This window comes from Adlercreutzia mucosicola DSM 19490, assembly GCF_000422625.1.
Lineage (GTDB): Bacteria > Actinomycetota > Coriobacteriia > Coriobacteriales > Eggerthellaceae > Adlercreutzia > Adlercreutzia mucosicola.
The window spans coordinates 188,140-211,533 of the sequence record NZ_AUGK01000004.1; the positions used below are offsets into that span (position 1 = coordinate 188,140).

Here is a 23,394-nt window from a genome sequence, read left to right on the forward strand (position 1 = left end):
GTCGGACGCTCCGACCGTCCTTTCGCTAAGGAATGAAAACGAACATGAGTACGAATATGGAAAATGAGAAGAGGGGAGCGTTCACTCCCCTCTCGCCGCGTCTGGCCCTGCAGCTGGCCGCCCCCCATACCTGGCCCGCCTCCATCATGCCCGTGCTGATCGCGACGGGGTGCGCTGCGGCAACGACCGGTCGCCTCTCCCCGTTCATGACCATAGTGCTGCTGGTCATCTGTGTCCTCATGCAGGCGTCGGTGAACACATTCAACGACTACTTCGACTACGTGAAGGGCACTGACTCGGCCGATGACAATGTGGAGGTCGCCGATGCTGTGCTGATCTACAATGCGGTGAATCCCCGTTCGGTGCTCGCTTTGGCCATCGGTTTTCTCGCGACGGCCTTTCTCGCGGGCATCTACGTCATGTACTATGCCGGCCTCATCCCGCTGGTCATTGCCGCGGTGGGTGCGGTGATCGTGGTGGCCTATTCGGGAGGCAAGACGCCCATCTCCTATCTGCCCATCGGCGAGGCCGTCAGTGGCTTGGTCATGGGCGGTCTTATCCCCTTGGCCTGCTATCAGGTGCTGACGGGGCGCCTCGAATTCATGATGCTGGTGTGGGCGATCCCTGCGATCATCGGCGTGGGACTCATTATGATGACCAACAACACCTGCGACATCGAGAAGGATATCGCCGCCGGCCGCCGCACCCTGCCCGTGCTGCTCGGGCGCGAGCGGGCGCGTGCCGTCTATCACGGGCTCCTCGTCGCCTGGGTGGTCGCCGTGGTGCTTATCGTGCGCCTGTGGTTTGTGAACGGTTTCGTGGTGATGCCGTTCATGGTCTTGGCCACCTATCCCCTGCTGGCGGCGCTGTGGAAGAGCCCCCTTGCTCCTCCGTCGCGCATCGGGGCCATGGGACAGATCGGCAGCATCAACGTGGCCTTGGGTGCGTTTTACGCCGCAGCTCTTATGCTGTAGGGAATGGGAAGGACACGCTGGCTCGGTCGGTTGTTGCGGGCGGGCCTGAAGCCCGCCCCTACGGAGATGCCGGCGAGTGCGCGGTTGCCTGGCTGAAGCCCGTCCCGACGGGGCGTTTTCAATGGCTTCTTACCGCCACTGGATTTGGATGGGATCGGGGAAGCAGGACTTCAGCTGACCTGCGGAGAACAGGGGCAGCAGCTCTTCGGGGGTGACGGGGTCGGCGCTGGGTGCCAGGCCGGTGAGGCCCGCGATATGGCCGATGATGGCCGCCGGGGTCTTGAAGCGGACGAGCAGCTCGTCGAGGGCCGCGTCGCGATCGCGCTTCGACAGGCGGCGGTCGCGCTCCCCTACGATCAGCGGCACATGGGCGTAGACGGCCCCGGGCAGGCCGAGCAGTTCCTGCAGGTAGATCTGCTGCGGGGTGGAGCAGAGCAGGTCCATGCCCCGAACCACGGAGTTCACGCCCTGCTCGGCATCGTCTACCACCACGGCCAGCTGGTAGGCGAAGGCGCCGTCGGAGCGGCGGACGAGGAAGTCGCCGCAATCGCGGGCCAGATTCTGGGTGTAGGGCCCCTGCACCAGGTCGTCCAAGCCGTAGACGCGATCGGGCACGATGAGACGCTCGGCCGGCACGCGTCCCGTCGCCGCAGCCCGCGCACTGCGTTCATCGGCGCTGAGGGAGCGGCAAGTGCCCGGATAGACCGGTTTCTCGCCGCGATGAGGTGCCGAGGCTGCATGGAGGTCGGCCCGGGTGCAGAAGCAGGGATACACCAGGTTGCGGCCAGCGAGGGCATCGAAGGCCGCTCGGTAGGCCTCGTCGCGATCGTGCTGGAAGTAGGGGCCCTCGTCCCAGGTCAGCCCCAGGGCCTCGAAATCGTGCTGCACGTCGCTGACGAAACGGGGCTTCGACCGCTCCCGATCCAGATCCTCTACGCGCAGCACCATCCGTCCGCCCTGGGACTTCGCCACGAGCCACGCCACCAGAGCCGCGAAGATGTTCCCCGCGTGCATACGCCCGGTCGGCGACGGGGCGAAGCGCCCGACCACGGGCGTCGGCGACGGCGCGCTTGAGCTCACGACTTCCCCACCTTTCTCCTAGCGGCTCGCAAAAGGACCGCGGTGCCTCCGAAGAAGCAGCCGCGGTCCTTTTGCCTACTTGGCGCGCTGGTCGTCCACGTGCTTGGCCTTGCCGATGGCGCGCTCGATGCCGCCGGGCTCCACGAGGCGCACCGTGGGCGCCACGAGCAGCGTGCTCTTCAGCTTCTCGGCGATCTTCCCGCGCAGGGCCTCCATAGAGGCCATGGAATCGGAGAAGGCCTCGGGGCGCAGCTCGGTCTCCACGATGAGCTCGTCCATGCCGCGATTAGTGCGCACGATGATGTGATAGTGCGGCGTCACCTCATCGATGCCCGTGAGCACGTCCTCGATCTGGGACGGGAACACGTTGGTGCCGCGAATGATGAGCATATCGTCGGAACGGGAGCGCACCTTGTCCATGCGCGCCAGGGTGCGCCCGCAGGCGCAGGGCTCGGTGTGCACGGCCGTCAGATCGTGGGTGCGGTAGCGCAGCACGGGAATGCCCTGCTTGCCCAGGGGCGTCAGCACCAGCTCGCCCATCTCCCCCTCGCCCACCGGCTCGCCGGTCTCAGGATCGATGACCTCCCACAGGAAGTGGTCCTCGGCGATGTGCTGCTGGAAGCGCTCGGCCAAACACTCGCCGGACACGCCCGGCCCCATGACCTCGGTGAGGCCGTAGTTATCGGTGCACACGATGTGCATGCGGCGCTCGATCTCGGCCTTCAAGCCCGGCGGGCAGGGCTCGCCGCCGAACAGGCCCACGCGCAGCGGCGACGCCTCCCAGTCGTAGCCCATCTTCTCCCCCACTTCGCAGATGTGCATGGCGTAGGAGGGCGTGGCCACGAGCACGGTGGTGCCGTAGTCCTCGATCATCTGGATATGGCGCTCGGTGTTGCCCGAGCCGGCGGGGATCATGGCGCATCCGAGGCGCTGCAGGCCGTAGTGCAGCCCGAAGCCGCCGGTGAACATGCCATAGCCGAAGGCCATCTGGGCACGATCGCCGGGCACGACGCCGGCCATCTGCACGAGGCGGGCGATGCACTCGCTCCATATATCCATATCGTCGTCGGTGTAGCCCACCACCACCGGCTTGCCCGTGGTGCCCGAGGAGGAGTGCAGCTCGCGGATCTCGTCCAGGGGCACGGCGAACAGGCCGAAGGGGAAGGTGTCGCGCAGGACGGCCTTATCGGTGAAGGGCAGCTTGCGCACGTCGGCCAAGGTCTGGATGTCGGCGGGCGCCACCCCCATCTCGTCCATCTTGGCACGGTAGTAGGGCACGCGCTCGTAGGCGTAGGCCACGGTGTCCTTGAGCTTCGCCAGCTGCACGGCCTCGATCTGCTCGCGCGGGGCGCACTCGATATCGGGCTTGTAGATGGGCAGCGCGTCGAAGCGCCCCTCGGCGGCGGCGCGCAGGGCGCCCCCCTTCTCGGTCACGTTGATGGCGGGAGCGCTCACTTGACGGCCTCCTTCTCGCTGCGATCGGCCACGAAGCGGGCGATATCGTCTTGGCTGATCATCACCACCGGCTCGCCGGAGAGGAGCTCGAAGGCGCGCTTTGTGTCGGTGGTGGACAGCACGATGTAGGTGGAGATCATGGAATAGCTGTACACGACGTTGATGTCGCAGCGGGCGAGCACGCCCATGACGCGTGACAGCTCGCCGGGCGTATCTTCCAACTTCAGGCAGAGCACCGGGGTGATCACGCAGGCGCAGCCGGCCTCCTGCAGGGCTGCAAGGGCCGCTTCGGGCTTGTCCACCACGAAGCGCAGGATGCCGTACTCGCCGGTGTCGGCCGCCGAGAAGCCGCGCACGCTGACGCCGGCGGCCTCGAACAGGTCGAGCACGCGGCCCATGTGGCCGGGCTTGCTGTTGGCGAAAACGCTGATTTGGGAAACGGTCATGATCTCAGGCCTCCTGATTCGCAACGAGGTCGCGGCCGGCGCGCAGGGCGGCCAGGTTCGCCTCCACGGTATGGGCGGGCACGCGGGCGGCCACGGCGCGCTCCCATACCTCGGCGGGGATGTCGAGCCGTGCGGTGAGCGCGCCCACGAGCACTACGTTGGCGCACTTGGCATTGCCGAGCCCGCGGGCGATGGCATCGGCGGGCACGAGCAGGGCGCCAGCGCGGGAAAGCTGGCCCCGGGCGTCGGCGGGCATCGAGGCGGCGCCGATGAGCACGGGCAAGGGCTTGATGGCCTCGTCGTTCACGATGAGCGCGCCGCCCTGGGCCAGCTGGGGCAGATTGCGCAGGGCCTCGGTGGTCTCGAAGGCCACGATGATGTCGGCGCAGCCCGGATCGGACACCATGGACTGCACCGCTTCCCCGATGCGCACCACGGTGGTCACGGCGCCGCCGCGCTGGGCCATGCCGTGAATCTCGGACACCTTCACATCCAGCCCGGCTTCCATGCAGCCGAAGGCCAGAAGATCGGCGGCGAGGATCGTGCCCTGGCCGCCCACGCCGCACAGAAGCACGGTTTTCGTCTGTTCCATGATGATCCTCCCCTATTCCGGAACGATGGCGTTGAAACGGCAGTACTGCACGCACTGGCCGCAGCCGATGCACAGGCCGGCGTCGATGAGGGCCACGCCCGACTCGTCGCGAGCGATGGCCGGGCAGCCCAAGGTGGCGCAGGAGCCGCAGGCGGTGCAGGAGGCGTTTACCCAGAAGGGCTTGGCCGGCTTGCGCTCCAGCAGCACGCAGGGCGAGCGGAACACGATGACGGAGATGTCGTCGATGGCCGTCGCCTCCTTCAGGGCGCTGCGCACGGCGGCCATATCGTTGGGATCCACCACGCGCACGTCCTCCACGCCGCAGGCCGCCACCACGGCCTCGATGTTCAGCTCGCGGCTGGGTCGGTTCTGCAGGGTGACGCCGTTGAAGGGGTTGCCCTGGCGGCCGGTCATGGCCGTGGTGCGGTTGTCCAGCACGCACACGGTGCCCGCGCCGCGGTTGTACACCGTGGAGATGAGCGATGAGAGCCCCGAGTGGGCGAAGGTGGAGTCGCCGATGACCGCCACCACGGGCTTGTGCTCGGTGTGGCCTAAGGCCAGTTCGAAGCCGTGGGCCATGGACACCGAGGCCCCCATGTCAACCGTGGTGTCCATGGCGGACAGCGGTGGCAGGGCGCCTAAGGTGTAGCAGCCGATGTCACCGGTGACGATGGCCTTCATGCGGGCGAGCTCCTTGAACACGATGCGGTGAGGGCATCCCGGGCAGAGCGCCGGCGGACGGCTGGGCAGGCCCTCCACGGCCGGGGCGTGGGGCGGCTCGGCGATGCCGAAGGCGGCGCGCACGAGCCCGGGCGACAGCTCGCCGGCCCGCGGCAGCGGCGCGGGCGGCTCGCTCACGGCAACGCCGCAGGCGCGCACAGCGTCAGCCAAATACTCCGAGCCCTCTTCCACCACGTAGAGGCGATCCACCGAGGCAGCGAAGTCGCGCAGCAGGTTCGCGGGCACAGGCCAGGTGACCCCCAGCTTCAGCACCGAGGCCTCGGGTAGCGCCTCGATCACGTGCTGGTAGGTCGCGCCGGCGCAGACGACGCCCACTGCGCTGCCGCGGCGGACGACCTCGTTGTAGGGGCAGGTCTCTACCCATGCGCGCAGCGCGTCGACGCGATTCAGCTGCACCTGTCGACGGGGCTTGGCGAAGGCGGGCATCATCACCCACTTGCCCGGGTCCTTCTCGTAGGGACGCAGCGGGTGCTCGGCGCGCGCGCCGCAGGTCACGGGCGTCTTCGTATGGGAGATGCGCACGCTGGAGCGCAGCATCACCGGCACGTCGAACTGCTCGGAGATCGCGAAGGCGTCGCGGGCGAAGCGCAGGGCCTCGGCGGAATCGGCCGGATCCATGCACGGGATGGCGGCGGCTTGGGCGTAGTAGTGGGAGTCCTGCTCGTTCTGGGACGAGTACATGCCCGGATCGTCTGCAGCCAGGATGACGAAGCCGCCCCCCACGCCCGTGTAGGCGGCCGTGAACAGCGGGTCGGCCGCCACGTTCACGCCCACGTGCTTCATGGTGGCCAGCACCCGCGCGCCGGCGGCCGAGGCGCCGATGCCCACTTCCACGGCCACCTTCTCGTTGATGCACCACTCGGCGTAGACTCCCTCTTTCCGAGCGAAGGCCTCCAGCGTTTCCGTGGAGGGCGTGCCCGGGTAGGCCACGCCGATGGTGCAGCCGGCCTCCCAGGCGCCCTGGGCGATGGCCTCGTTTCCCGACATCAGTTCCATAAGATACTCTCTCCTCTCATCCCCTGCCGTTTCCCCCGATGGTCGGCCCCGCGCCTCTGGCGCCGACCGCAGCGAGCTGTGCCCTAGTGCTCCTCGTAGCGCATGCAGAAAGTGCCGATCTGGATCATGTCGCCGGGACGCAGGGCCTTGGCCTCGACGGTGTCGTTGTTCACCCACACGCCGTTGAACGAGTTCGCGTCGCGGATGACGTAGCAGCCGGCCTCCGGCTCGATGGTGGCGTGCATGCGCGAGACGGTCATATCGTTCAGGAAGATGGAGCACTGGGGACTGCGACCCACGCTGAGGGGCTCGCTGCCCAGCTCGAAGGTGATGCCCACCTGGGGCCCTCGCACCACGTTCAGCGAGGCGCGCACGGCGTTGCCCTCGGGGGCGGCAGGCGCTGGGCCGTCCATGGTCAGCGGCTTGAAGGCCTGAGTCGTTCCCAGCAGCTTGAATCCGCAGGTGGGACAAGCGGTATCGCCGGGGGCGACGGGGTGGGAGCAAACGGGACACGTATCGCTCATGTTATTCCTCCTTGGAATCGTCGGAGGACGAATCGCCCTCGCTTAAGGGCGCCTCGCCGGCGGCGATGGCCCGAATATCGTCGATGTTCTGATCGGTGGCGGCCTTGCTGTAGATAAGCGGCGTCTCGTTGACGAGCACCGGCTCGGCTACGAGCTCGGTGCCGCCGAAGCCGGCCCAGAGGCGGTCCCACCAAAAGCCGATGGACTGGAGCAGATCCGGCGCCGGAGAGTCTTCTGTGGCCACCAGGTCTTGGGAGGCGATCAGCTGGTTGCCCTGGTAGAAGTTCAGGGTGCCCACCACATCCCCTGCGGCCACGGCCCCGGGCAGGTCGCGGGTGACAAGCTCTTGGCTCACGTTGCCCTCGGGCGCGAACACCTCCACAGTGGCGCTCGGATCGGCCAGGGTGGCCTTCACGCACTTGTCGGGCCAGGCGGTCTGGGGCACCTCGGCGATAAGCGGCACCTCGGTGGCCGCGCCGTCCTTGTCCATGGAGACCGTCTGGGGACTGTGGGCCAGGGCATAGGTCATGCGATTGTCGTACACCCAGTTCAGCAGCGCCTTCGTGTCCTCGAAGCGGGCGCTTTCCGACGGCGTGCCCAGCACGATGGCGTACAAGTCGCCCTCGCCCCGGTTACAGGCGCCGGCGAAGGCGTAGCCGGCCGTGTCGGTGAAGCCGGTCTTGATGCCACAGGCACCCTCGTAGCTGTCGAGCAGAAGGTCGCTCGAGGTGAGGTCGATGATGTGGGTGGCCCCGTCGGGCTTGGTGACGGTCAGCTGGGCGGTGGGCATGGCCACGATAGCGCGGAACGTCTCGTTCTTCATGGCGTAGGCGCACATGACGGCCACATCGCGGGCCGTGGAGTACATCTCGTTGTCGAACTCGCCCACATCCAGGCCGTGGGGGTTCGAGAACAGCGTGCTGGTCATGCCGAGCTCGGCCGCCTTGGCATTCATGGCGGCCACGAAGGCCTCGTTGGGGTCCTGCCCCTCGGCGGCCAGGGTGGCTCCCACGGTCTCGGCGATGGCGATGGCCGCATCGTTGCCCGAGGGCACCATGAGGCCCGTGAGCGCCGCCTGCAGCGACAGCTTGTCGCCCACGGCCAGCTCGGCCGACGATTCGCCCACGGTGCCCGCGGCCTCGCTCACGGTGACCGTGGTGTCCAGGGGCATCCCGGAGTCCAGGGCCACGATGGCGGTCATCACCTTGGTGATGGAGGCGATGTGGGTCTGCGTGTCGGCATCGCGCGAGAAGTATACGGTGCCGTCGGCCCCGACGACGATGGCGTACTTCGCGGTGACGTTCGGACAGGCCACGGCGGGAAGCCCCCGCTCGGCCACGGTGGTGCCCAGCAGCTGGTCGGTGCCGCGTACCTCGGCCAGGGCCGGTGCGGGCGCGAAGATACCGCCGGCCAGAACAGCGGCCAGCAAACAGGCGAGCGCCCGTCTGGTCAGACAGGCGCGTCGGCTGCGGGATTGAGCGGTATGCGGATGTTTAGCTCGGATCAACAACATAAACCTCTTCGGGAGAAAGGATCTTGAAACCGGCCTCGGCCAGAGCGGCCTCGGCTCCCTCGCCGGCGATCTTCAGCACATCGATGGCTGCGCCGGCGGCGGTGGAGAAGCAATAACCGTACTCGATGTTCATGGACGCCTCGTTGCAGAACTCCAGAAGCGAGGCCAAGGTGCCGGGCTCGTCGGCCACCGACACGGCGATGACCGGGGTGACCGTGGCGCGGAAGTTCGCCTCGGCGAGCACGGCCGCGGCGCGCCTTGGGGTGTCGCAGAAGATGCGCACGATGCCGAAGTCGGCGGTGTCGGCCACGAACAGGGCCTGCATGTTGATGCCCGCCTCGGAAAGGGTGCGGCAGGCGGCCGCCAGGCGGCCCTTCTCGTTGGTGAGGAATACCGTCAGCTGCGAGATCATTAGTTCGTCTCCCCTCTCAGGTCGATGACGCGCTTGGCCTTGCCCTCCGAGCGCGCGATGGTCTTGGGCTCCACGAATTTGATGTCGACGGCCACCTGCAGGTTGCTCTTGAGCGCGGCGGCCAGACGGCTGCGCAGATCCTCCAGGGCGCGCACCTCGTCGATGGGGAAATCGGGCTCGGTCTCCACCTGCAGCTCCACGTGATCGAGCGGGCCCTGCATGGTGAGGATGATCTGGTACTGGGTGGCGATTTCGGGGAACTCGGTGATGACCTGCTCGATCTGGGACGGGAACACGTTCACGCCGCGGATGATGAGCATGTCGTCGGTGCGGCCCAGCAGGCGACCGATCTTGCGGTGGGTGCGCCCGCAGGCGCACATCTCGGCGTGGATGGTGGTGACGTCGCGGGTGCGGTAGCGGATCATCGGCGAGCACTCGCGGGTGAGCGTGGTGATGACGAGCTCGCCCACTTCCCCGTCGGGCAGCACTTCCAAGGTATCGGGATCGATGATCTCGCAGTAGAACTGATCCTCGGCGATGTGCAGGCCGCCGCGCTCGGCACACTCCATGGCCACGCCCGGACCCATAATCTCCGACAGGCCGTAGACGTCGCAGTACTGCAGCCCCAGCTTGTCGGCGATCTCCTGACGCATGTTCTCCGAGCAGGGCTCGGCGCCGAAGATGCCGCCGGAGATCTGGAACTCGGTGGCAGGGTCATAGCCCATCTCGATGGCCGTGTCGGCGATGAGCAGGGCGTAGGACGGGGTGCAGCAGAGGATGTCGGTCTTGCAGTCCTTCAGCATCTGCACCTGGCGCTTGGTGTTGCCCGAAGAAGTGGGGATGACGGTGCAGCCCATGGCCTCGCCGCCGGCATGGGCGCCCAAACCGCCGGTGAACAGGCCGTAGCCGTAGGACACCTGGATAGTGGACTCGCGCGAGCCGCCGACCATGGCGATGCCGCGGGCGAAGCAATCGCCCCAGTTCGCTAGGTCGTTGGCGGTGTGTCCCACCACGGTGGCCTGGCCCGTGGTGCCCGAGGAGGCGTGGATGCGGGCCACGTCGGCGTTCTCGCGAGCGAACATGCCGAAGGGGTAGTTGTCGCGCATGTCCTGCTTCACGACGAAGGGGAACTTCTCCAGGTCCTCCAGGCTGTGCAAATCGTCGGGGGTGACCCCGGCCTCATCGAAGCGCTCGCGATAGAGCGGTACGTTCTCGTAGGCGTTGCGCACCGACTCGCGCAAACGCTCCAGCTGCAGCTCGCGAAGCTCCTCACGGGGCATCGCCTCAATCTCCGGTTGATACACGGGCGTCCTCCTTGCCGTCGCTTTCCTTGTCCTTGTCCGTATCCCCTTCGTCGGGGGCCGGTGCGTTCGGCCCTTCCACGATCACCTCGTTGATCGGGTTGTAGTTCGATTCGAAATCCTCCTCGTGCAGGATGGTGCCCGCACGGTCGCGCACGATGCGGTGCACGGTGACGCTGCGGCCGTCGGCGCCCTTGGTCTTCACGTAGCGGGTGCCCGGCGCCTCGTTCTCGTCTACCTTGGTCTTGGTCTGATAGGCCTCGCCAGGGCGCCAGTCGCCGGTCTCGGTAGTGACCACGTAGCCCGGGTCGATGCCGTAGAGCGTGACCGTGAGCGAGCCGTCGGTGTAGCGCGTGCGCAGAAGCACGTCGGAGGTGGTGTCGTTTTGCCACTTGAGATCAAGATAAGGATACGCGATCGCGGCATCGCGGCCCGTGGGATAGCTGGATATGTAAAGGGAATGGTTGCGGCGCTCGGTCACAGGGTAGCCGCCCTCGTAGACAGCGTTGAACACCGTGGTGGCCACCTGGCAGATGCCGCCCCCGATGGCGTCGGTGTACTCGCCGCCGGAGATGACGCCGGCGCCTTTGAAGCCCATGGCCTCGTTGGCCTCGCCGCCAAGCACCTCGGAGAACGACCAGATGCCGCCGTTGGCTCGGGCGATGGAGTCGGTGAGCAGGTCGGCGGCCAGATGGATGTTGTGGCGGCGGTTGGCGGTGCCGGCCCCGTCGTTGTATTCGGTCGTGTAAGAGCTGATCTTGCTGATGAGCCCCTTCTCCAGGGCCTCGTCGAAGGTGGTCTTGGCGGGAGCCGCGCCCCAGCCGATGGCGATGCTGGGCCGCTCCGGCGCCACCTCGGCCGCGCCGGTGTCGCGGAAGGCCGCGAAGATGCCCGTGTCGGCGGCGCTGACCGCGTCGGCGGTCAGCGGGTAGCGCGAACCGTCCTGGGCGTAGACCCACAGCTCGCCGCCCTCGTTGGCGAAGGAGACGGTGACGGCGGAGACGAATCCCGCATCGCGAATGAGGGCGAGCAGGTCTGCGCAGGCCGTCTTCTCGTCGAAAGTCGGGGCCAGGCGCGCGACCCCGTCGCGCTCGATCACGTCGGTGGTGATCCAGCGGCCCATCTCGGCGGCGCCCAGATCCCACTGGTTGCCCTCGAAAGTGAAGGTGATGCCGCGGTCAAGGACGGACTGGATGAAGGCGCGGCAGGCCTCGGCCGCCTCGGCATCGATGCGCGAGGGGGCCCAGGAGGCGTGGGCGACGAAGGAGAAGTTGTCGGGGGTGGCACCGAGGAAGCCCTCGGCGAGCTTGCCCCGCAGCTCATCGCGGTCGACGATGGTGCCGTCGTGGCCCTCGACCAGCGACGTGACCCCTTCTTCGATGGCGACGTTGTAGTCGACGCGGGGCTCGCCGATGGTCTCGTCGATTTCGGTGGCCAAAGCCTCAAGGGCCTCTTCGTCGAAGAAGAGGCGCACGGGCAGGGTCACCGACTGGGTGGCAGCCTCGATGCGCTGGCTCAGACCGCCGTCGCGGCCGATGGCGAACGCCTCCTCCACCAGATCGGTAACGGGAATGCGCGCGCCCAAGGTACCCGCCTCGGCGACCCACAGTTTCTTGTCGGCCCGGGCCTCCTCCACCGACAGCTGCTCGGCTTGGGCGGCCTCCTCGGTCAGCGCCGTGTTCACGTCGACGGTCTGGGCCGCCTCGTCACTCGCGAAAATGATGCCGGCACCGGAACTCACATGATCGCCGTAGGCCTCATCGAGGGCCACGGCTGCCTCTTGGCGGGTCATGCCCGATAGATCGACGGTGCCCACGGACACGCCGCGGTAGATGCGCTCGCCGTTGAGCAGGTGATCGATGCCGAAGGCACCGCCGACCAGCAGACCCGCTAGGAGAAAAGCCGCCGCGATCAGGGGCAATTTTGACTTGCGACGCCTAAGCTGGGTGGCGGGGATCATGGCACGCGGACCGCCGTTGCTCGCAGGGGCCTTCTTGGCGCGCCGCGCCGTTCTCGCATGCGGATGCTCAGTGCCACGACGTTGGATGCGGTCGCGCGCGGATGCCTCGCGGGCGCTCCCGCGCCGCGCGGTGGCGCGGCCCGCAGGCTCGGTGCCACGCTCCCGGCTCGCGCCCGGGCGGGTTGCCGGTGCTTCGGCGGGGCGCGTCCGCGGGGCCGTGCGGCTGGCGCTGCCCTCGCGCACCCGATCGCGGGGAGCGATGGCGCGAGGGGACGGGGCATCTATGCGCGTGCGCGCGGCACGCTGCGCCCCCGTCGTCCCAGCGGCGCGGCGGCCGCGGCTCTCGGATGAGGCGGTATGCGAACGCGGGCGGGAGCCGTCCTCGGCCTTGCGACCCGGACGGGTGTGTACGGTGCGCGAAGGACGGCCAGATGCGCCGCCTCCCTTTCCCGCCCCCCTCTCCGAACGCGGGCGGCCGGTGCGGGGCGTTGCCGAAGAGGCGTCCCGGGCGCTGGCGCCGCGCTCGGTCTGCGAGCGGCCCGGCCGGTGCGGGGAGCCAGCGGCAGAGCCCCTACGCTGCACCATGACCGCACCTCTTCGGGTCGTCGGCCAGGGCCCGCTTCAGAGCGCGGGCCGCGGCGACGGAATAGTATACCGTCACGCCGAGCGACAGGATGAGGCCGGCGTAGATGAACCAGATACCCCAGGACACCATCCCGTCGCTGAAGCCGGGCAGCCACGCCGCGTCGGTCAGTCCCAGACCCGGGACGAGGGGCCAGTTCAGCAGCAGGCCCGCGAAGCCCACGAACAGAAACGTCGTGGCGAACTTGCCCGGGTAGATGACGGGCACGCGAATGCGGAAGCGGGACAGCAGGATGCCCCCGCCGATGAGCAGGTACAGATCGCGCACGACCACCACGACGATGACCCACAGCGGGATGCGGCCCACGATAAACACGCCGAGCACGCCGGTGATCATGAGGATGCGGTCGATGGCCGGGTCCAGCAGCTGGCCCAAGCGCGACACCGTATGGGTGCGCCGCGCGATTTGGCCGTCGAGGAAATCGGTGGCGGCGGCCACGGCGAACACGAGGGTGGCCGCCAGGTCGTAATCATTCAGAAGCAGGACGAGGTAGGCCGGCACCATGAGCAGGCGCGCGAAGGAGATGATGTTGGCCAGGGTGAAGATCCGGTGCGTGACCTCCTCGGTCGCACCGCTTGCGTTCTTCAGCTTCTCGGCCATAGGAACAAGCCTCCCCTTTCCAAAAAATCCGGACCCCCAAGGGAGTCCGGACTGTCATGCCAGCTTGTGCAATTCTACCAGATCGCAGCGGCCTTCAAGGGTTCGCCATGAAACTTAACGCGCTCTTTACCTTACGATTCCGTTAGGGTCTCCGTCTCGGCTGCCGATACCGGCGTCGTCGCGGCGGCCTTCGGGTCGGGCACCTCGACCACGCGGCAGCTCTGGGCCGTGGCCACCGGGGTGTAGGCGGGATCCATGGACAGGCAGGCCTTGGGGCAGGCGCGCACGCAGCTGCCGCACTGCACGCAGCGAAAAGGGTCGATGGACCAGGTGCGGTCCTTCTTCTCCACCACGATGGCATCGGCCGGGCAGGTTTTCGCGCAGATACCGCACAGGATGCAATCGGCAGCATCGATGGCGATGTGGCCCTTCAGTCCCGCAGGGGCCGGCTTGGTCTCAAAGGGGTACAGCAGAGTCTCGGGCTTCTTGAAGAGCGAGCCCAAGGTCATGCCACCCAGCTTGAAGCTACCCATGGATGCCTACCTTTCCGTGCAGCTGATGCAGGGGTCGATGGTCAGGATGATCATGTTCACGTCGGCCAGATCGCAGCCCTTCAGGGCCACGGTCATGCCGGCGAGGTTCTGCGAGGTTGGCGTGCGGATGCGCATGCGCTCGAGGTTCTTGGTGCCGTTGCCGCGGGCATAGTAGTAGCACTCGCCGCGGGGCTGCTCCAGCACGTTGGAGGCCTCGGCGCCCTCGGCCGGCGTGCCCTTCACGGCCACCTCGATGGGGCCGGCGGGCATCTTCGCCGCCAGCTCCTTGATGATGTCGAAAGACTGGAGCACCTCCAGGCAGCGCACCTTCACGCGGGCGTAGCAGTCGCCCTCGGTGGCCACGATGGGCTGGAAGTCGACCAGATCGCCATAGGCGCCGCGGCCGAAGGAACGCACGTCGTAGGGCAGGTTGGAGGCGCGAGCGAAAGGACCCACCATGGACAGCGCCGCGGCGTCCTCGGCAGACAGGTACCCCACGCCCACGGTGCGGTTCTTCACCGAGGTGTCGGTGAGCAGGGTGTTCATGATCTTGGTATAGTCGTCCTTGATGCCCTCCAGGGTGGCGATGATCTCGGCCATCTGGGTGGCGTCGATGTCGCGGACGACACCGCCCACCTTCACCACGGACAGGATGACGCGGCCGCCGGTGGTCTTCTCGAAGATGTCGAGCACGCGCTCGCGCAAACGCCAGCAGTGCATGAACATGGACTCGAAGCCGAAGGCGTCGGCGGCCAGGCCCAGCCACAGCAGGTGCGAGTGCACGCGGGACAGCTCGTGCCAGATGACGCGCAGGTACTCGGCTCGCTTGGGCACTTCCACGCCCATGAGCTCCTCCACGGTTTCGGCGTAGCCCACGGAATGGCCCGTGGCGCAGATGCCGCAGATGCGCTCGGCGATGTAGATGAACTGGTTGTAGTCGCGGGTCTCCACGAGCTTCTCCAGGCCGCGGTGCACGAAGCCGATCTGCGGAAGCACGTCGACGACGGTCTCGTCCTGCACCACCAGATCGAGGTGCAAAGGCTCCGGCAGCACCGGGTGCTGGGGGCCGAAGGGAATGACGGTTGCCTTGCCCATGGTTACTCACCCTTCCCTTCCGCGCTCTGCTGCGCGCGCTTCGCCTTGGCCTCCAGAGCGGCCCGCACCTTGGCGGCCTTCTCGGGATCGAGCCCGGCGATCTTCGCCTGGATCTCCTCTTCGGTGGGGCCGGTCGCGGCCGGCGCCGGAGATGGGGCCGACGCTGCGGCTGCTGCGGCCTTCTTGGCCTTCGCCTCCATGGCCGCGCGCACCTTCGCCGCCTTCTCCGGGTCCAAGCCGGCGATCTTGGCCTGGATCTCCTCCTCGGTGGGGCCGGTCGGAGCGCTTGCCGACGCGGCGGGCTCGGCCGCCTTCTGCGCCGCAGCGGCTTCCTTGGCGGCCTTGGCGGCGGCGATCTTCTTGGCCTTCTCGCGGGCCGCCAGCTGCTCGGGGCTGACCACGGTCATGGGCGCCTTGCTCGACAGCTGGTAGAACATGCCGCCGAAGTCGATGGCGATGTTCGCGATGGCCACGTCGTAGAGGTCGTGGATCTCGTTCTCGCAGACGAAGGCCTCCAGAAACACATCGGTGATGGAGGGCACCACGTCGGTCTTCTGCACGGCCTTCACCGTGAAGTTCTCCAGATGGCCGTCCTTCATGTAGGAGTACACCAGGTCGATGCCCTCTTCGGTGTTCACGGCGAGGATCTGCACGTAGCGCCAGCCCTCAGCGGCGCGGGCGGCCGCCAGGTCGTGCACCTGGCCCAACTTGAGGGGCGCAAAGGTTTGGGTGAACTTATCCATGGGCGCCTCACGCTCCCTTCCGCGCGGCCGCCAGGGCCGCGGACTTCTGATCGAGCACGGCGATGCCGGCCACGATGGCGTCGATGAGCTGCTCGGGGCGCACGGCGCAGCCCGGGGCGTACACGTCCACGGGAATAGCCTTGTCAACGCCGCCGATGACGTTGTAGCAGTCGTGGAACACGCCGCCCGAGCAGGCGCAGATGCCGCAGGCCACGACGACCTTTGGCTCCAGCATCTGGTCGTAGATCTCACGCACCACATTGATGTTCTGCTCGTTCACGCTTCCCGTGACCAAGAAGATGTCGGCGTGCTTGGGGTTGCCGGTGTTGATCACGCCGAAGCGCTCGCCGTCGAAGCCGGGGCAGAGCGTGGCCAGCACCTCGATGTCGCAGCCGTTGCAGCTGGAACCGTCGTAGTGGATGACCCACGGGGATTTGGATGCGAATGCCATGACCATCCCTCCTTACAGAAACGCGAGCAGGGCGATGTTCACGCCGCCGGCGATGAGCGCTACGAGCCACGCCGACTTGAACATGAACTGCCACTTCACGCGGGCGAAGTTGTTGTCGATCCAGATTTCGAGGAAGTACACCAGTACCACGATGAGCAGGGCGAGCGCCACCGAGATGGGGTTGCCCCACACAAAGAACAGGCCGATCCAGCCCATGAACAGGACGTTCTCGCACCAGTGCATGATCTCCACGAGACCTAAGGTGGGGCCGCTCATCTCGGTGGTCACGCCGCGGACGATCTCCTGATGGGCGTGGTGGGACAGCGCCAGGTCGAAGGGCGACTTGCGCAGCTTGATGGTGAGAATGAACAGCACGCCCAGAAACACCAGGCCGATGGCGCAGATGATGGGATGAGGCTGCGCGAAGACGGCGCCCACGTCGAAGGAGCCGGTGGCCTGGAAAAACGCCACCGCCATGAGCAGCACCATGGGCTCGTAGCTCATCACCTGGAGCGTCTCGCGGGCCGCGCCCACCTCAGCGTAGGGGCTGCGGGTGGAATAGGCGGCCATGATGAAGAACAGGCTGGACAGCGTGATGACGAACACGCAGAGCAGCAGGTTGCCGCCGGAGAAGAACACGCCTCCGGCCAGCAGGGCGAACAGCAGGGCCGCGCCCACATAGACCGACTCCACCGAGTTCACGCTGGCGCGCTCCTTCTCGAAGAGCTTGCGCACATCGTAGTAGGGCTGCAGCAGCGGCGGCCCCACACGCCCCTGCATGCGGGCGCTGACGATGCGGTCGAGCCCGGCCAGAAAACAGCCGACCACAGGCGCGATCAGGGTGAACAGAAGGGTGCCGATCAGGGTCGATACCAAAGTCATAGCGATCACACCCTTCCTAGAAGATGAACATCGGGGTAACGACGAAGGCCACCACGAAGGCGACCACCATGATGAGCGAGTTGAACACCACGCCCACCGGCGCGATGCGCTTCTCGCCGAACACGTCGGTCATGTACCAGTTGCGGGCCTGGGCCACGGCGGTGCCCGACAGGGCGTTCTGGAACGCGCGGGAGTCGTCGTCGCGGCTGACGCCGGCCAGGTACACGCTCACCTTGCGGCTCTTCTGGTTGCGCCCCACGCCGGCGAACAGCACGACCACCACGATGATGGTGCAGATGGAGGCGAGCCAGAGGTTGTCGGTGGAGATGTCCTGGCCGAAGGTGCCGTAGACCGACAGCAGGTAGGGTTCCACGGTGAATACCGAGATGAAGGGCAGAAACACACAGCTGAGCACCAGCAGTACCGCCATGAGCAGCAGCGAGGCCCATTCCGTGGGCTTCACCGTGGTCTCCACGTTCTCGGGCGCCCCGGCGATGCCGGCCAGCTTGCCGAGCCATTTGGCCCAGAACATGAAGGTGGCCGCGCTGCCGAAGGCCAGGATGAGGATGAGCGCCACCTGGTGGGTGTCGACGAAGGACACCAGCGTCGCCCATTTCGCCATGAGCATGCCGAAGGGGGCGATGAACATGCACATGATGCCGAGCATCATGAAACGGGCCAGGCGCGGCATGCGGTCGAACAAGAGGTCCATGTCCTCGATGTCGCGGCTGCCGATGTGGTGCTCGGCGGTGCCGACGCACAGAAACAGCAGCGACTTCGCGATGGCGTGGAACAGCACGAGGAAGCAGGCCGCCCACACGGCCTCGGGGGTGCCCACACCGGCGCAGGCGGTGATGAGGCCCAGGTTCGCGATGGTGGAATAGGCCAGCACGCGCTTGGCGTTGGACTGGGAGATGGCCATGAACGAGCAGAGCACGAACGTGATGCCGCCCACCAGCATGACCATGATGGCCGCGGCCGGGGTCACGTGCAGCACGGGCGCCAGCTTCACCAGCAGAAAGCAGCCGGCCTTCACCATGGTGGACGAGTGCAGCAGGGCACTCGTGGGGGTGGGGGCCACCATGGCGCCCAGAAGCCAGGTCTGGAAGGGCATCTGGGCGGCTTTCGTGATGCCCGCGAAGGCCAGGGCGGTCACCGCGAGCGTGGTCAGCACCGGGTTGCTCATGCCGATGGCCAGAAACTCGTAGAACGAGAAGGTGCCCACGGTAAGCGCGCAGGAGTACAGCGCCACGAGAAAGCCCAGGCCGCCGGCCAGGTTCATGATGATCTGGCGGAAGGCGTTTCGGATGGCCTCCTCGGTGCGGGTGTAGCCGATCAGCAAAAAGGAGCAGAGCGTGGTCACTTCCCAGCCGGTGAACATCCACTCCATGTTGTTCGCGAACACGATGACGAACATGGCAGACAAAAAGATGAACATGAGCGCGAAGAACAGCGGGCGGCGATCCGGCGCGCCGGCGGGCTCGTGGGCCTGGAAATCCTCCATGTAGCCGACGGCGTAGATGCAGATGCCGCTGCCCACCACGCCGATGATGAAGGTCATCAGAAGCGACAGGGAGTCGAAGTACAGGCCGTAGGTCACCTCGATGTCATGGGCGAAGACGAACTCCAGCACCAGGGTGCCCACGATCTGCACCACAGCGAGCACGGCGGCCCACGGGTTGCGGTAGCGCACGGCAAATCCGATGATGACAGCGGCGATGGCGACGGAAATGCCCGTGCACACGAAATCGAGCGCCTCGCTCTGGAATTCGAACAAGGTGCACGTCGCGCCCAAATTCATCACCACCAGCGCGACGGACGCGACTCCGATGACGATGCCGGCGGCGCACACGATGACGCGGCGCGGGGCCTCATGCCGCACAACAAGCAGAATGGCGGCGACGACCAGGGGGAACACGATGAGGAAGCCGAGCAGTCCGAGACTGAGTTCCATGCAGGCCCTCCTTACCCTTCAATCGGCCCTGCGCGGCGAAGAGCATCGCCCGCATAGGCGAGATCGCGTGCGATCTTCGCTCTACCATAGCAAAGAACGACTGCGCTCCTCCTCCCCTTCGCCAGGGCAGGGGCGATTGTTCGGTAAAAGGGTTGGGCTAATTGTGCGCTTGCAATAAATTTCGGTCGAACCGTTTCCCCAGGAGACCGCCGATGGCGGCGCCGGCGACGGCGGGAATGAGCCAGCTGAAGCCGAAGCTGTAGAGGGGCGCGGCCTCCACGAAGGCGAGGGAGCCGGTGAGGTCGTGGGTGGTCAGAAGCAGACTTGCGCCCACAGCGGCCAGAGCCGCGCCCTTGAACGTCCAGGTGCTGTGGATATGCTTACGGAACAGCAGCAAAACGACGGTGATCATGAACGGCGGGCAGATGACCGAGAGCACCGGGGCCGCCAAGTTGATGATGTTCGTGAGGCCCAGATTGCAGATGGCCAGCGCGATGACCACCACGGCGATAAGCGCCGCGCGGTAGCTGACGCGACGGTCGGTGATGCGCTCCATATAGGCCGCCGTGGCGCCAACGAGGCCCACGGCCGTGGTCAGGCAGGCGAATCCCACTACCACGCCGAGCACGACAAGGCCAGTCTGTCCCATGAGCTGCTCGGTGATGAGCGTGATGAGCGTAGCCTGGTTCACGTCGTGGGAGACCACGGTGGCCGCCGTGGCGCCCAGGTAGGTGAGGCCGCCGTAGACCAGGGTCAACAGCACACAGGCCACCAGGCTCGCCCGAGCCGTCACCGACAGCTGGCTTTTCCCGTCGGCATAGCCCGCGGCGCGCACCGACTCCTGCACGATAATGGCGAAGCCCACCACGGCGAGGATGTCCATGGTCTGGTAGCCCGCCGAGATGCCGTCGGCTACCACCGTGGCCGTTTCGGGAGCCGTCACGGGGCCGAGAGGGTTGGCGACGCCGGCCACCACCATGATCACGATGCCCGCGACGAGCACCGGGGTGAGCACCTTGCCCACGATGCCCACGATGCGGGTGGGGCGCAGGGTGAACAGCAGCACCACGGCGAAGAACAGCAGTGAGAAGGGCAAAAGGCCGATCTGGTCGCCGAGCAAGGGGGCGATGGACATCTCGTAGGTGGTGGCGGCGGTGCGGGGGCTTGCGATGATGACGCCGGTGCACAGGATGGCCGCGGTGTTCAGCGCCAAAGCGGCGCGCTTGCCGAGCACGCCCTCGATGGAGAGGATGGAGCCGCCGGCACGGTTGATGGCCACCACGCCGACGCAGGAGATGACCACGTCCACGAAGACGAAGCAGGCCAAGCCCAGTGGCCAGTCCCAGCCGCTCTCCAGGCCGAGAAACGGCGGGAAGATGAGATTGCCCGCTCCGAAGAACATGGCGAACAGCGCCAATCCGATTACCAGCGCGTTCTTGTTCATGCGCCCTCCCTTGAAACACCCTGGCCGCGGTGCGCGCACCGCGCGACCCTCTATATAAGTAGGGCCGTTCCGACCCCGCCCATTGCTGCAAACGGAATGATTCATAATGACGCATAGGCCCAGGTGCGCACCCCCGCGCCCCCAAAGCGGCATAAAATCGTCAAGGGAGGGGCGGAAGCGCGATAGCCGACCCCTCCCCTTCCGGCTATGCGGTTTCCACCGAGGCGGTGATGAGGGCGTAGTTGCCGGCGTGGACGCAGTAGGTGCCGCGCCCTCCGCTTCCATCGAGTATTTCTATGGGGCCATAGGCCCTTTCATCCAGTTGTCGCCCCGAGCGCGCAGGCCGTTGGTCACGGCGCGGCCGCCCATGAGGACGAAATCGAAGAGCAACCACAACGCCGCCATGGCCGCCAGCCCATCGCCGATCCGCGGCAGCAGAACAACCGCGAACAGCACCAGCGCGACCAAGTAGACCGCCGCCACCCCGGCGCAGGTCTTCGCGAGGTACTTGAAATCGCCAGCCCCGATGAGGATGCCGTCGAGCGCCCACATCCATCCCTCCAGCGGCAGGCCTGCGCCGGCGGCAATCATACCCGCCGCGATCAGCTGCTGCACCCCAGCGCTTTCCGTGAACAAGGGGGCCGCAGGAAGACTTGCCAGGGCGAAGGCAGCGCCCATGAAGATGCCGACGACGAGCCCCACCCGCGCGGAGAGCCGCGTAATCGAGCGCACCTCCTCCCTCTCTCCGGCCCCGAGGCGGGCGCCGACAAGCGTCTGGGCGGCGATGGCGACAGAGTCAAGGATGTTCAGTACGAAGTTCCAGCCGGCGTTCACCACCTGATAGGCCGCCAGCGCCTCATCGCCTATGGCAGCGGCTGCGACCACCGTGCCCACAAGGGCGACGCGCAGGGCCAGGGTGCGCAGGAACAGCGGTAGCCCGTCGCCGCCGGCCGCCTTTATCCCGGCCACGCGCGGGCGCAGGGAGACCCCCTCGGCGCGTATCCAACGCAGCGCCGGAACGAGCAGGCAGAGGGCCATGAACCACTGGGCGATAAACGTGGCAAATCCCGAGCCGCCGACGCCCCAACCGAGCCCGATGACGAAGATAATGTCGAGCACCGTGTTGACAAGCGCCCCGCCGACGGCGACGACCAGCGTGATGTTCACTTTCTGCAACCCGCGGAACAGCCCGTTCGATGCGTAGACCAGAAGCATGCCGGGCACGCCCAGCACCACGGCGCGCGTGTACGCGACGGCTTGGACGAGCACCTCGCCCCTGCCGCCGAGCGCGTAGCTGAGCGGCTCGGCGAACGAGAAGATGGCCGCCGCCAGAACCACGCCGATCAAGAGGGCAAGCCACAGGCTGTCCACGGCCGTCGCGAGCCCCTCGCGCCTTTTCCCGGCGCCGAACAGGCGGGAGACCTGCGAGGTGGTCGCATAGGCCAGAAAGATACAGAGCCCCACGGCGGTGAGTACGATGGTCGACCCGAGCGAAAGCCCCGCAAGCGCCGTGGTCCCCACGTGCCCCACAATGGCGGTGTCGATGAGTACGAACGCCGGCTCCGCGATAAGCTGCCCGAACGTCGGAATAGCGAGCAGGGCCAACTGGCGGATCGTCCTGCCGTCGCCCCTCCCCCGCCTCAACGTTTGTTGCTCCATCGCCGTATCTGCCTCCCGCCGAAACCTCTTTCGAGAACCCATCTTAGCAGGGATATGGGCAATAGCAGCTCAAATCTTCGCGCCCCCGCGCGCCCTACGCCCTCCTACCGACGAAGGCGCACACCGCGGCGGCTATGGAGGCTGCGGCGAACAGCGAGGGCATCATGGTGCCCTCGCCCATATCCGACGCCATGCCGGAGAAGACGAGGAAGGCCACGGCGCACACAACCGCGACGACGGCAGCTGCCAGCATGGGGGCGCAGCCGCTGCCGCGCAGGACACCGATGACGCCCACCACGAGAAGCACGGCGGCAACGGCCCAAAGGAGCGTGCAGGCCCAGCACGCAATGGCCACGATTGCGGTAATTGCGTCCGCGTCCGATCCTCCGAGCGCGCCGTAGAGGGAGGCATACTCGCTAAAGGTGCCCGCGAATCCCGGAAGCGCCCAGGGGGCGTAGGCCTCGCCGAAAGAGAACGAGGAGAACGACCCCAGGCCGAGGAAGGATGCCGCCTGATCCACGTAACTGGTGAGGGAGGTGTAACCAGGGTATACGTCGAACCACCCGAGAAGCGATACGATAATCGCGATAGCGGCCAGGACGGCGGCCGCTATGCTGGCGGGAGAGACGCTCCCACCAGGGCGAGCCGAAGAAACCCTCGCCGTTGGTGCCGCGGTCTTAGACTGGCCCAGTTGCACGCCGCACTTTCCGCAGAACGCGCTTCCGTCGGGAAGCTGGTTCCCGCATTTCGGACAGAACATGGCTATCTCCTCTCCTAGGCCCTCGACTCGCCGCCAGACGTGATGGTTACGTTGCCGTCTCCATCGGCCCTCACGTGCTCCGACTCGCCGATACCGGACTCGTCCTCGGACTCGACCCTGGCGCCGCAGCTCATGCAGAAGAGGCCCCCCTCGCCGAGGGGCGCGCCGCATTTGGCGCATGCGCGCCCCGAGGGCGCAGCGGCGGCTGCGGGCCGCGCCTTGTCCGCCGGCGCGCCGCAACCCGAGCAGAACAGGTCCGTGCTGCCCATGCGGGCCCCGCACACCGCGCAGCTGAACGTGTCCGCCGCCTGGGCTTCCAACTCGTCTATCTGGCGCTGGCACTCCGCCTTCTCGGCGTCACAGGCGGCGATGCCGTCGTAGAGCGCCTCGCGGCCGACGCGGAGCGCGGCATCCTCCCGCGTCGCCTCGTACAGGCTCGCGCCCAGCTGGGCCGCCAGCCCCTGGCGCTGCTTCGTAAGCTCGTTCATGCGGACCTTCAGCCTGATCTTCTCGGTCTCGCGCCCCGCGGCCGCCGTGCCGCGGTTCACCGCCGAGGTAATGTTGTCCATAAGCCCCATAGGTCACTTCCTTTATATCGCCACTACACCAAGCAGATACAGAGATCTTGTTTACAGA

The 23,394-nt window shown here is 66.8% G+C and carries 22 protein-coding genes; 1 reads left to right on the top strand and 21 read right to left on the bottom strand.

Annotated features, from left to right (window positions below):
* The first annotated feature begins 44 nt into the window (after positions 1–44).
* Positions 45–974: a prenyltransferase gene (locus tag G503_RS0102425; protein WP_084636213.1), complete on the top strand. Its 930-nt coding sequence runs from the start codon at positions 45–47 to the stop codon at positions 972–974.
* Positions 975–1,103: 129 nt separating this feature from the next.
* Here G503_RS0102425 and gluQRS read toward each other — a convergent pair whose 3' ends face one another.
* From gluQRS to G503_RS13275, 21 genes are all read right to left on the bottom strand, one after another.
* Entirely contained in the window at positions 1,104–2,054 is a 951-nt protein-coding gene (gluQRS, locus tag G503_RS0102430; protein ID WP_028026335.1) for a tRNA glutamyl-Q(34) synthetase GluQRS, read from the bottom strand.
* A gap of 75 nt (positions 2,055–2,129) precedes the next feature.
* Positions 2,130–3,509 carry a phenylacetate--CoA ligase family protein gene (locus tag G503_RS0102435; protein WP_235715471.1) on the bottom strand — a complete coding sequence of 460 codons (1,380 nt, stop codon included), beginning with the start codon at positions 3,507–3,509 and terminating at the stop codon, positions 2,130–2,132.
* Positions 3,506–3,955, bottom strand: a complete 450-nt coding sequence (locus tag G503_RS0102440) for an amino acid-binding protein (protein WP_028026337.1) — start codon at positions 3,953–3,955, stop codon at positions 3,506–3,508. The genes G503_RS0102435 and G503_RS0102440 overlap by 4 nt, the downstream gene beginning before the upstream one ends.
* Positions 3,956–3,959: 4 nt before the next feature.
* On the bottom strand, positions 3,960–4,547 hold the full coding sequence (locus tag G503_RS0102445) for an indolepyruvate oxidoreductase subunit beta (protein WP_028026338.1): 588 nt from the start codon (positions 4,545–4,547) through the stop codon (positions 3,960–3,962).
* A gap of 12 nt (positions 4,548–4,559) precedes the next feature.
* Positions 4,560–6,284, bottom strand: a complete 1,725-nt coding sequence (locus tag G503_RS0102450; protein ID WP_028026339.1) for a thiamine pyrophosphate-dependent enzyme — start codon at positions 6,282–6,284, stop codon at positions 4,560–4,562.
* A gap of 83 nt (positions 6,285–6,367) precedes the next feature.
* Complete coding sequence (locus tag G503_RS0102455) at positions 6,368–6,808, bottom strand: FHA domain-containing protein (protein ID WP_028026340.1); 441 nt, start codon at positions 6,806–6,808, stop codon at positions 6,368–6,370.
* Between the two features lies 1 nt (position 6,809).
* Entirely contained in the window at positions 6,810–8,237 is a 1,428-nt protein-coding gene (locus G503_RS13255) for a D-alanyl-D-alanine carboxypeptidase family protein (protein WP_235715472.1), read from the bottom strand.
* Between the two features lie 64 nt (positions 8,238–8,301).
* Complete coding sequence (locus tag G503_RS0102465) at positions 8,302–8,733, bottom strand: amino acid-binding protein (protein ID WP_028026341.1); 432 nt, start codon at positions 8,731–8,733, stop codon at positions 8,302–8,304.
* A complete protein-coding gene (locus G503_RS0102470) occupies positions 8,733–10,013 on the bottom strand; it encodes a phenylacetate--CoA ligase family protein (RefSeq protein WP_035021479.1) in 1,281 nt (426 codons plus the stop codon). Before G503_RS0102470 ends, G503_RS0102465 begins: the two co-directional genes overlap by 1 nt.
* Positions 10,014–10,017: 4 nt before the next feature.
* Positions 10,018–11,955 carry a VanW family protein gene (locus G503_RS16910; protein WP_169628136.1) on the bottom strand — a complete coding sequence of 646 codons (1,938 nt, stop codon included), beginning with the start codon at positions 11,953–11,955 and terminating at the stop codon, positions 10,018–10,020.
* Positions 11,956–12,565: 610 nt separating this feature from the next.
* Entirely contained in the window at positions 12,566–13,237 is a 672-nt protein-coding gene (locus G503_RS0102480; RefSeq protein WP_028026343.1) for a CDP-alcohol phosphatidyltransferase family protein, read from the bottom strand.
* Between the two features lie 131 nt (positions 13,238–13,368).
* The gene (locus G503_RS13265) at positions 13,369–13,770 is read right to left on the bottom strand and encodes a 4Fe-4S dicluster domain-containing protein (RefSeq protein ID WP_051190839.1); all 402 of its coding nucleotides are present in this window, start codon (positions 13,768–13,770) and stop codon (positions 13,369–13,371) included.
* Positions 13,771–13,776: 6 nt separating this feature from the next.
* Positions 13,777–14,865, bottom strand: coding sequence for a hydrogenase large subunit (locus G503_RS0102490; protein ID WP_028026344.1), 1,089 nt, complete (start codon positions 14,863–14,865; stop codon positions 13,777–13,779).
* Positions 14,866–14,867: 2 nt separating this feature from the next.
* The gene (locus G503_RS0102495; protein ID WP_028026345.1) at positions 14,868–15,608 is read right to left on the bottom strand and encodes an NADH-quinone oxidoreductase subunit C; all 741 of its coding nucleotides are present in this window, start codon (positions 15,606–15,608) and stop codon (positions 14,868–14,870) included.
* Positions 15,609–15,615: 7 nt separating this feature from the next.
* Positions 15,616–16,059 (bottom strand): NADH-quinone oxidoreductase subunit B family protein, encoded by a 444-nt coding sequence (locus tag G503_RS0102500; RefSeq protein ID WP_028026346.1) that lies wholly within the window; start codon positions 16,057–16,059, stop codon positions 15,616–15,618.
* A 12-nt stretch (positions 16,060–16,071) separates the two neighbouring features.
* Positions 16,072–16,941: a complex I subunit 1 family protein gene (locus G503_RS0102505; RefSeq protein ID WP_028026347.1), complete on the bottom strand. Its 870-nt coding sequence runs from the start codon at positions 16,939–16,941 to the stop codon at positions 16,072–16,074.
* Between the two features lie 16 nt (positions 16,942–16,957).
* The gene (locus G503_RS0102510) at positions 16,958–18,895 is read right to left on the bottom strand and encodes an NADH-quinone oxidoreductase subunit 5 family protein (RefSeq protein ID WP_035021482.1); all 1,938 of its coding nucleotides are present in this window, start codon (positions 18,893–18,895) and stop codon (positions 16,958–16,960) included.
* Positions 18,896–19,052: 157 nt separating this feature from the next.
* A complete protein-coding gene (brnQ, locus tag G503_RS0102515) occupies positions 19,053–20,339 on the bottom strand; it encodes a branched-chain amino acid transport system II carrier protein (protein ID WP_028026349.1) in 1,287 nt (428 codons plus the stop codon).
* Between the two features lie 294 nt (positions 20,340–20,633).
* Positions 20,634–21,998 carry an MATE family efflux transporter gene (locus G503_RS0102520; RefSeq protein WP_028026350.1) on the bottom strand — a complete coding sequence of 455 codons (1,365 nt, stop codon included), beginning with the start codon at positions 21,996–21,998 and terminating at the stop codon, positions 20,634–20,636.
* Positions 21,999–22,092: 94 nt separating this feature from the next.
* On the bottom strand, positions 22,093–22,758 hold the full coding sequence (locus tag G503_RS13270) for a zinc ribbon domain-containing protein (RefSeq protein ID WP_035021484.1): 666 nt from the start codon (positions 22,756–22,758) through the stop codon (positions 22,093–22,095).
* Between the two features lie 14 nt (positions 22,759–22,772).
* The gene (locus G503_RS13275; RefSeq protein WP_156891884.1) at positions 22,773–23,336 is read right to left on the bottom strand and encodes a double zinc ribbon domain-containing protein; all 564 of its coding nucleotides are present in this window, start codon (positions 23,334–23,336) and stop codon (positions 22,773–22,775) included.
* Positions 23,337–23,394 lie beyond the last annotated feature (58 nt).

Excerpts from the sequence above, each read along its gene's own strand:
- G503_RS0102425 (WP_084636213.1), top strand. The coding sequence starts at position 45 with ATGAGTACGAATATGGAAAATGAGAAGAGGGGAGCGTTCACTCCCCTC.
- G503_RS0102440 (WP_028026337.1), bottom strand. The coding sequence starts at position 3,955 with ATGACCGTTTCCCAAATCAGCGTTTTCGCCAACAGCAAGCCCGGCCAC.
- G503_RS0102445 (WP_028026338.1), bottom strand. The coding sequence starts at position 4,547 with ATGGAACAGACGAAAACCGTGCTTCTGTGCGGCGTGGGCGGCCAGGGC.
- G503_RS0102450 (WP_028026339.1), bottom strand. The coding sequence starts at position 6,284 with ATGGAACTGATGTCGGGAAACGAGGCCATCGCCCAGGGCGCCTGGGAG.
- G503_RS0102455 (WP_028026340.1), bottom strand. The coding sequence starts at position 6,808 with ATGAGCGATACGTGTCCCGTTTGCTCCCACCCCGTCGCCCCCGGCGAT.
- G503_RS0102465 (WP_028026341.1), bottom strand. The coding sequence starts at position 8,733 with ATGATCTCGCAGCTGACGGTATTCCTCACCAACGAGAAGGGCCGCCTG.
- G503_RS0102470 (WP_035021479.1), bottom strand. The coding sequence starts at position 10,013 with ATGCCCCGTGAGGAGCTTCGCGAGCTGCAGCTGGAGCGTTTGCGCGAG.
- G503_RS0102480 (WP_028026343.1), bottom strand. The coding sequence starts at position 13,237 with ATGGCCGAGAAGCTGAAGAACGCAAGCGGTGCGACCGAGGAGGTCACG.
- G503_RS13265 (WP_051190839.1), bottom strand. The coding sequence starts at position 13,770 with ATGGGTAGCTTCAAGCTGGGTGGCATGACCTTGGGCTCGCTCTTCAAG.
- G503_RS0102490 (WP_028026344.1), bottom strand. The coding sequence starts at position 14,865 with ATGGGCAAGGCAACCGTCATTCCCTTCGGCCCCCAGCACCCGGTGCTG.
- G503_RS0102495 (WP_028026345.1), bottom strand. The coding sequence starts at position 15,608 with ATGGATAAGTTCACCCAAACCTTTGCGCCCCTCAAGTTGGGCCAGGTG.
- G503_RS0102500 (WP_028026346.1), bottom strand. The coding sequence starts at position 16,059 with ATGGCATTCGCATCCAAATCCCCGTGGGTCATCCACTACGACGGTTCC.
- G503_RS0102505 (WP_028026347.1), bottom strand. The coding sequence starts at position 16,941 with ATGACTTTGGTATCGACCCTGATCGGCACCCTTCTGTTCACCCTGATC.
- G503_RS0102510 (WP_035021482.1), bottom strand. The coding sequence starts at position 18,895 with ATGGAACTCAGTCTCGGACTGCTCGGCTTCCTCATCGTGTTCCCCCTG.
- brnQ (WP_028026349.1), bottom strand. The coding sequence starts at position 20,339 with ATGAACAAGAACGCGCTGGTAATCGGATTGGCGCTGTTCGCCATGTTC.
- G503_RS0102520 (WP_028026350.1), bottom strand. The coding sequence starts at position 21,998 with ATGGAGCAACAAACGTTGAGGCGGGGGAGGGGCGACGGCAGGACGATC.
- G503_RS13270 (WP_035021484.1), bottom strand. The coding sequence starts at position 22,758 with ATGTTCTGTCCGAAATGCGGGAACCAGCTTCCCGACGGAAGCGCGTTC.
- G503_RS13275 (WP_156891884.1), bottom strand. The coding sequence starts at position 23,336 with ATGGGGCTTATGGACAACATTACCTCGGCGGTGAACCGCGGCACGGCG.